Source organism: Streptomyces sp. NPDC006265 (genome assembly GCF_040613555.1).
GTDB lineage: Bacteria > Actinomycetota > Actinomycetes > Streptomycetales > Streptomycetaceae > Streptomyces.
Map to the genome: position 1 here is coordinate 1 of NZ_JBEXSH010000468.1, position 7,017 is coordinate 7,017.

Annotated in this window: 5 protein-coding genes; 2 read left to right on the forward strand and 3 right to left on the reverse strand. The window is 68.2% G+C overall.

Going from position 1 to position 7,017, the window contains the following annotated elements:
- Positions 1 to 2,538, reverse strand: a 2,538-nt coding sequence (secA, locus tag ABZ281_RS30580; protein WP_356660699.1) for a preprotein translocase subunit SecA, incomplete at its 3' end; no start/stop codon positions are given.
- Between the two features lie 280 nt (positions 2,539 to 2,818).
- On the opposite strand from secA, the gene ABZ281_RS30585 reads away from it, so the two are divergent.
- Complete coding sequence (locus ABZ281_RS30585; RefSeq protein ID WP_356660701.1) at positions 2,819 to 3,385, forward strand: GNAT family protein; 567 nt, start codon at positions 2,819 to 2,821, stop codon at positions 3,383 to 3,385.
- A gap of 69 nt (positions 3,386 to 3,454) precedes the next feature.
- On the forward strand, positions 3,455 to 4,627 hold the full coding sequence (locus tag ABZ281_RS30590; protein WP_356660703.1) for a crosslink repair DNA glycosylase YcaQ family protein: 1,173 nt from the start codon (positions 3,455 to 3,457) through the stop codon (positions 4,625 to 4,627).
- A gap of 64 nt (positions 4,628 to 4,691) precedes the next feature.
- Here the strand turns inward: ABZ281_RS30590 and ABZ281_RS30595 are convergent, their stop codons facing one another.
- Together ABZ281_RS30595 and raiA are read right to left on the reverse strand one after the other, a co-directional pair.
- Positions 4,692 to 5,438 carry a response regulator transcription factor gene (locus tag ABZ281_RS30595; RefSeq protein ID WP_298559666.1) on the reverse strand — a complete coding sequence of 249 codons (747 nt, stop codon included), beginning with the start codon at positions 5,436 to 5,438 and terminating at the stop codon, positions 4,692 to 4,694.
- Between the two features lie 205 nt (positions 5,439 to 5,643).
- The gene (gene raiA, locus ABZ281_RS30600) at positions 5,644 to 6,339 is read right to left on the reverse strand and encodes a ribosome-associated translation inhibitor RaiA (RefSeq protein WP_030837593.1); all 696 of its coding nucleotides are present in this window, start codon (positions 6,337 to 6,339) and stop codon (positions 5,644 to 5,646) included.
- Positions 6,340 to 7,017: the final 678 nt, after the last annotated feature.

The window sequence follows — 7,017 nt, forward strand, 5'->3', positions numbered from 1 at the left end:
TCCATCGCGCAGGAGCTGCTGGAGCAGGCCCGCGCCGCGAAGATCATCCTCGAGGTGGAGACCCTCGCGCTGGTACTCGACCAGCGGGTCCTTCTGTGCCATGGCGCGCAGGCCGATGCCCTCCTGGAGGTAGTCCATCTCGTAGAGGTGCTCGCGCCACTTGCGGTCCAGGACCGACAGCACGACCCGGCGCTCCAGCTCACGCATGATCTCGGAGCCGAGCTGCGCCTCACGCGCCGCGTACTGGTCGTGGATGTCGTCCTTGATGGAGTCGCCGATGAACTCGGCGGTCAGCCCGGCGCGGTCGCCGGCCGCCTCCTCCAGCTCCTCGACGGTGACGTCGCACGGGTAGAGCTGCTTGAAGGCGCCCCACAGCCGGTCGAGGTCCCAGTCCTCCGGGAAGCCCTCGGCGGTCTCGGCCTGAATGTAGGCGTCGATGGTGTCGTCCATGAAGTGCTGCACCTGCTCGTGCAGGTCCTCGCCCTCCAGGACGCGGCGGCGCTCGCCGTAGATGACCTCACGCTGGCGGTTGAGGACCTCGTCGTACTTCAGGACGTTCTTACGCGTTTCGAAGTTCTGCTGCTCGACCTGCGACTGGGCGGAGGCGATCGCGCGCGTGACCATCTTGTTCTCGATCGGCACGTCGTCCGGGACGTTCGCCATCGACATCACGCGCTCGACCATCTGGGCCTTGAACAGGCGCATCAGGTCATCGCCGAGGGAGAGGTAGAAGCGGGACTCGCCCGGGTCGCCCTGACGGCCGGAACGTCCGCGCAGCTGGTTGTCGATGCGCCGCGACTCGTGCCGCTCGGTGCCCAGCACGTAGAGCCCGCCGAGCTTCTCGACCTCGTCCTTCTCGTTCTGGACGGCCTTCTCGGCCCGCTCGAGCGCCTCGGGCAGGGCGTGCGCCCACTCCTCGATGTGCTCCTCGGGGTCGAGGCCGCGCTGGCGCAGCTCCGCTTCGGCGAGGTCCTCCGGGCTGCCGCCGAGCTTGATGTCCGTACCACGGCCGGCCATGTTGGTGGCCACCGTGACGGCGCCCTTGCGGCCGGCCTGGGCGACGATCGTCGCCTCCCGGTCGTGCTGCTTGGCGTTGAGCACCTCGTGCTGGATGCCGCGCTTGCTGAGCTGCTGCGAGAGGTACTCGGACTTCTCGACGGAGGTCGTGCCGACCAGGATCGGCTGGCCCTTGCGGTGCTTCTCCTCGATGTCGTCGACGACCGCCTCGAACTTGGCGACCTCGGTCCGGTAGATCAGGTCCGACTGGTCGTTGCGGACCATCGGCCGGTTCGTCGGGATGGGCACCACGCCGAGCTTGTAGATCTGGTGGAACTCGGCGGCCTCGGTCATGGCCGTACCGGTCATGCCGCAGAGGCCGGGCTGTTCCTTTTCGTTGTGGTCATGGCGCTTGTAGAGGCGGAAGAAGTTCTGGAGGGTGATCGTGGCGAGCGTCTGGTTCTCGTCCTTGATCGGCACCGCTTCCTTGGCCTCGATCGCCTGGTGCATGCCCTCGTTGTAGCGGCGGCCCGCGAGGATACGTCCGGTGTGCTCGTCGACGATCATGACCTCGTCGTCGATGATGACGTAGTCCTTGTCCTTCTTGAAGAGCTCCTTGGCCTTGATGGCGTTGTTCAGGTAGCCCACCAGCGGGGTGTTCACCGACTCGTAGAGGTTGTCGATGCCCAGCCAGTCCTCGACCTTGGCGACACCGGACTCGTGGATGGCGACCGTGCGCTTCTTCTCGTCGACGTCGTAGTCGCCGGTCTCCTCAAGACCCTTGAGCGGCTGGCCGGCCTCGCCGCGCTTGAGGCGCTTGACCAGCTTGGCGAAGTCCCCGTACCACTTGGTGGCCTGGTCGGCCGGACCGGAGATGATCAGCGGCGTACGGGCCTCGTCGATGAGGATGGAGTCGACCTCGTCGACGATGGCGAAGTTGTGGCCACGCTGGACGAGCTCGTCCTGGGACCACGCCATGTTGTCGCGCAGGTAGTCGAAGCCGAACTCGTTGTTCGTGCCGTACGTGATGTCGCAGGCGTACTGCTCGCGGCGCTGAGCCGGCGTCATGTTGGCGAGGATGCAGCCGACCTCGAGGCCCAGGAACCGGTGGACGCGGCCCATCATCTCGGAGTCGCGCTCGGCCAGGTAGTCGTTGACCGTGATGATGTGGACGCCCTTGCCGGACAGGGCGTTCAGATACGCCGGCAGGGTGCCGACGAGGGTCTTGCCCTCACCGGTCTTCATCTCGGCCACGTAACCCATGTGCAGGGCCGCGCCACCCATCATCTGCACGTCGTAGTGACGCTGACCAAGGACGCGCTTGGCGGCCTCGCGGACGGTGGCGAAAGCCTCGGGCAGCAGGTCGTCCAGGGTCTCGCCGTCGGCGTAGCGCTGCTTGTACTCATCGGTGAGGGCGCGCAGCTCGGCGTCGGAGAGGTCGACGAAGTCCTCTTCGATGGAGTTGACCTGGTCCGCGATGCGGTGCAGCTTGCGCAGGATCTTGCCTTCGCCTGCACGCATGATCTTCGAGAGGACGGACACGGGGGTTGGTCTCCTTGCCGGTCGGGCCTGGGACGGTCGGTTGCCACTTGACTTACTGAGCAACGGCCATCGTATGCGAGGACCCCACCGCGCCGGGAGGGCCTGCCGTGACGGCGACCGCCCGCTGCTTCAATTCTGATTCACGTCTGCTTCAAAGGGGACAACGGGCGGCGCCCTCGGATGGTGCCGCACCTCACCACCGAATTGCACAACGCGTGACCATCTCTTCACCGACGGCAAACATCTGGCATCGGGAACGGCCTCCGAGCAGAATCGGCCGATGGACCCCGTCACCCTCACCACGGACCGCCTCCTGCTGCGCACGGTCGGCCCCCAGGACACCGACGCGGTGTACGACGCCTGCCAGGACCCCGACATCCGGCGCTGGACCACGATCCCCTCGCCCTACCTGCGCGAGCACGCCCGGAGCTTCACGGAGCAACTGGTGCCGGACGGCTGGGCGGACGGCTCCATGTTCGCCTTCGGCTTCTTCCCGCGCTCCGGAGAGCTGGCGGGCATGCTCGGCATCACCATGCGCGCCCTGGGCATGGGCGAGATCGGCTTCTGGGCCGCGAAGGAGCACCGTGCCAACGGCTACGTCACCGAGGCGGCCCTCGCCGCCTGCCGCTGGTCGTTCACCCACGCCGCGCTGGACCGCATCGAGTGGCGCGCGGAGGTCGGCAACCGGGCTTCCCGCGCGGTGGCGGAACGGGCGGGCTTCACGATCGAGGGCAGGCTGCGCTCCGCGACGAACAACAAGGGAGTACGCCGGGACACCTGGGTGGGCTCCCTGCTCCCCTCGGACATGGGCCTCCCGTCCACGGCGCCGTACCTGCCGGCGCCCTGACCGGCCCGGCCGCCCGGGCAGACCCGCAGGTCACGCCCCGTTGTCAGTCCCACCCCCTACTCTGCGGCCATGACCACCCCGCGCCCCATCGCAGACCTCACCGCCGACGAGGCCCGCAGAATCGCGCTCCGCGCCCAAGGCTTCCTCGGCGCGCCCGACCGCCGTTCCGGCGTCCGTGGCATCCTCCGCCACCTGGGCGCGATACAGCTCGACACCATCTCGGTCCTGGCCCGCTCCCACGAACTCGTGCCCTACGCCCGCCTGGGCGCGGTGGGCCGCAAGACGGTCGAGGACGCCTACTGGCAGGACGCGCACTCCTTCGAGTACTGGTCCCACGCCGCCTGCATCCTCCCCATCGAGGAGTGGCCCCACTTCGCCTTCCGCCGCCGCGCCTACCGCAACCGCCCGCACTGGAACCACGAGCTGCCCGACGGCGCCTACGACCAGGTCATCAAGCAGCTCCACGCCGAAGGCCCTCTCACCGCGACGGAGTTGGGCGGCGCGAAGAGGACGAGCGACTGGTGGGACTGGTCCGGCTCCAAGGTCGCCGTCGAACGCGCCCTGATGTACGGCGAGGTGGTCTGCGTGGAGCGCCGCGGCTGGAAGCGCCTCTACGACCTCGCCGAGCGCGCCGTCCCGGAGGAGCTGCTGCACGACGGGCTGGACGACACCGAGTGCCTGCGCCGCCTGGTCAGCCTGGCGGGCCGTTCCCTCGGGGTCGGCACCCGTGCGGACATCGCCGACTACCACCGGCTCAAGGGCGAGCAGGTCGACGCGGTGATCGCGGACTCGGGTCTGGTCCCGGTCTCGGTCGAGGGCTGGGGCAAGCCGGCCTGGGCCGACCCCGCGGCCCTCGAGACGTCGCCGCGCGGCCGCCACCGCACCACGCTCCTGTCCCCCTTCGACTCCCTGATCTGGGAGCGGGCGCGCACGGAGCGGATCTTCGGCTTCACACACCGCCTTGAGGCCTACGTGCCCAGACAGAAGCGTGTGTACGGCTACTTCGCGATGCCGGTGCTGGCCGGCGGGCGTCTCGTCGGCCGCGTGGACCCGGCCCGCGAGGGCCGCACGCTGGTGGCCAAGCAGGTCACGCTCGACGGCCCGAAGGCCGTGCCGGCGGTCGCCCAGGCCCTGGCGGAGGCGGCGACCTGGGTGGACTGCACGAACGTCCGCGTGGAGCGGGTCGACGCGCCTGAGCTGCGCGAGCCTCTGACGAAGGAACTCGCCCGCCTTCTCGGCTGAGACCGCGGGCCCTGGCCGAGACCGGGGCCCTGGCCCCACCGTGGGCCGTGACCCAGGCCGGGCCCTAGCGGATCTCGAGGATCTTCTCCCGCATCGCGTACACCACCGCTTCCATCCTGGAGTGCAGCTGCAGCTTCTCCAGGATGTTGCGGACGTGGTTCTTCACGGTGTTCTCGGAGATGAACAACTCCTTGGCGATGTCACGGTTGTTCATTCCCGTGGCGACCAGCTTGAGGACTTCCAGTTCGCGGTCGGTCAGGCGCGGAGCGGGCACCAGTCGGCGTTCGTCCGTGCGCTGGATCATCGACTTGAACTCGGTGAGGAGTTTCGACGCCATGGACGGGCTGATCTGCGACTGCCCGTCGGCCACCGCGCGAATGGCGGTCGCCACCTCGTCCGTGGAGATCTCCTTGAGGAGATAACCGGTCGCACCCGCCTTGATGGCGTCGTAGAGATCGGCTTCCTCGTCGCTGATCGTCAGCATGATGATCTTGGCGCTGGGTGCCACCTCCTTGATGGAGGTGCACGCCTCGATCCCGCCCCGCTTGGGCATCCGCACGTCCATCAGGACGATGTCGGGCAGCAGGTCGGCAGCCTTCTCGACGGCCTCGGCGCCGTCGCCCGCCTCCCCGACGACCTGGATGTCCTCCTCGGCCGCGAGCACGATCTCCAGACCACGGCGGAACAGGGCGTGGTCGTCCACCACAAGGACTCTGATCGGTTCCTTGCGTGGAGTCCCCGAGTCCGGGCCCATGCCGACGACGCCGTCGCCGGCATCCTCGTCACGCATCGGTCCGAAGCTGTCCGCCATCGTTCCTCCCCCTGAAGGCTGCGGCCTGAGGTCCTGAGCCATCGCCAACCCAGAGCAACGACCCACCGGTTGGGCCGTGGCCACCATGATTTCATGCCCGGGCGGCACCGGGGTGCCGGAGCGGGGCGCGAAATGGTCGCACGGGGGTGCCCCTGGGGGCGCACACGCGCTCCAGGGGCACCTGTTCCGCTGTCACCCGGCATGGTCAGCCGCCGAGCGCACCGCCCGCGTCCGGGGAGTGCGCCTGCGTGACCATCGTGTCCGTACTGAGGTGGATCACGCCGTAGTCGTAGGCGTGCCGTCGGTAGACGACACTCGGTTCCTTGGTCTCGGAGTCGACGAACAGGTAGAAGTCGTGCCCGACCAGTTCCATCTCGTAGAGAGCCTGGTCGAGAGTCATGGGTGCTGCGACGTGGGTCTTCTCACGGACGACGATGGGGCCGTCACCCTGCACTTCCAGCGAGCCGATCTTCTTCGTGGGTACGGCCTCGGGCTCCTCCTCGGGAGCCGGCACCAGGCCGTTTCCGTTGAGCGTCGCCACGCCCGGGACGTGGTCGGCGACCTCGGCGGCCGGGATCCGGCGCGCGCCACGGCGCGAGTACCGCTTGTCGTGCTGCCTGCGCAGCCGGGCTTCCAGCTTTTCCGCCGCCAGGTCGAGCGCCGCGTACGGATCGCTCGCCGCTGCCTCCGCCCGGATCACCGGACCGCGGGAGCGGAGCGTGATCTCCACTCGGTCGCAACGGTCGGCCTGCCGGGGGTTGGGCTCCTTGGACACCTCGACGTCGAGGCTGATCACCTTGCCATCGAGCTTCTGGATCTTCTCCAGCTTCAGCTTCTCGGCCACGTGCTTCCGGAACCGCTCGGGCACCTCGGTCTTGCGGCCCTTGACGACGATGTCCACGCAGAACTCCGTTCCCGGATCGCTCCGCTTCGGTGCGGAGCGTCTCCCTTTTGCACCAGGCTCCGGTGAGTCCCGGAACCTCGGACTCGGTGACTTCCACCTCCTCCCCCGTGAGCGAGATCTCCACTCCACCGTCGCGAGTGATGAAGAAAAAACCCACAGCACGGCATTCGGATTTGAGAGGTGTGGCCTGCGGCTTTCCCTCTCACCGAACATATCTCGCCCGGACGGATGTCGTCACCCTCTACTGCGGCGTACCTCCGTTCAGGTGAATAGGCCCTCTCGTTACCTGCAACGACACAAGATCTCAGTCAGTTCCGGTTTATTTCGAAAGAGTCCGGTGATGCCGCGACCACTGCCGCGCACACCACGTCGAAGACTCCGCCGGCGTCGACCGCGCCCGCGTTCACCTGCCGGGCGGGCCGTCGGCCCGTCCTCTCCCGCCTTGATCCGACGTTCTGTTCCTCTCTGCTTTCCCACGTCTCTCCCCCGTACACGGCCGAAGTCCACCCAGCGTTCGGAATCGGCCCGGACGCCCCGGACGGGAATCCGGTCGCGGACGAGGCCGCCCGCACGGCTCGCGGGACACCGCTCGCTGCGGCGGGTCCGGGAACTGCCGGCCGACTGCACCCGCCCCACCCCCGAGGACGCCCGCGCCGCCTTCGATGTCTTCTGGCA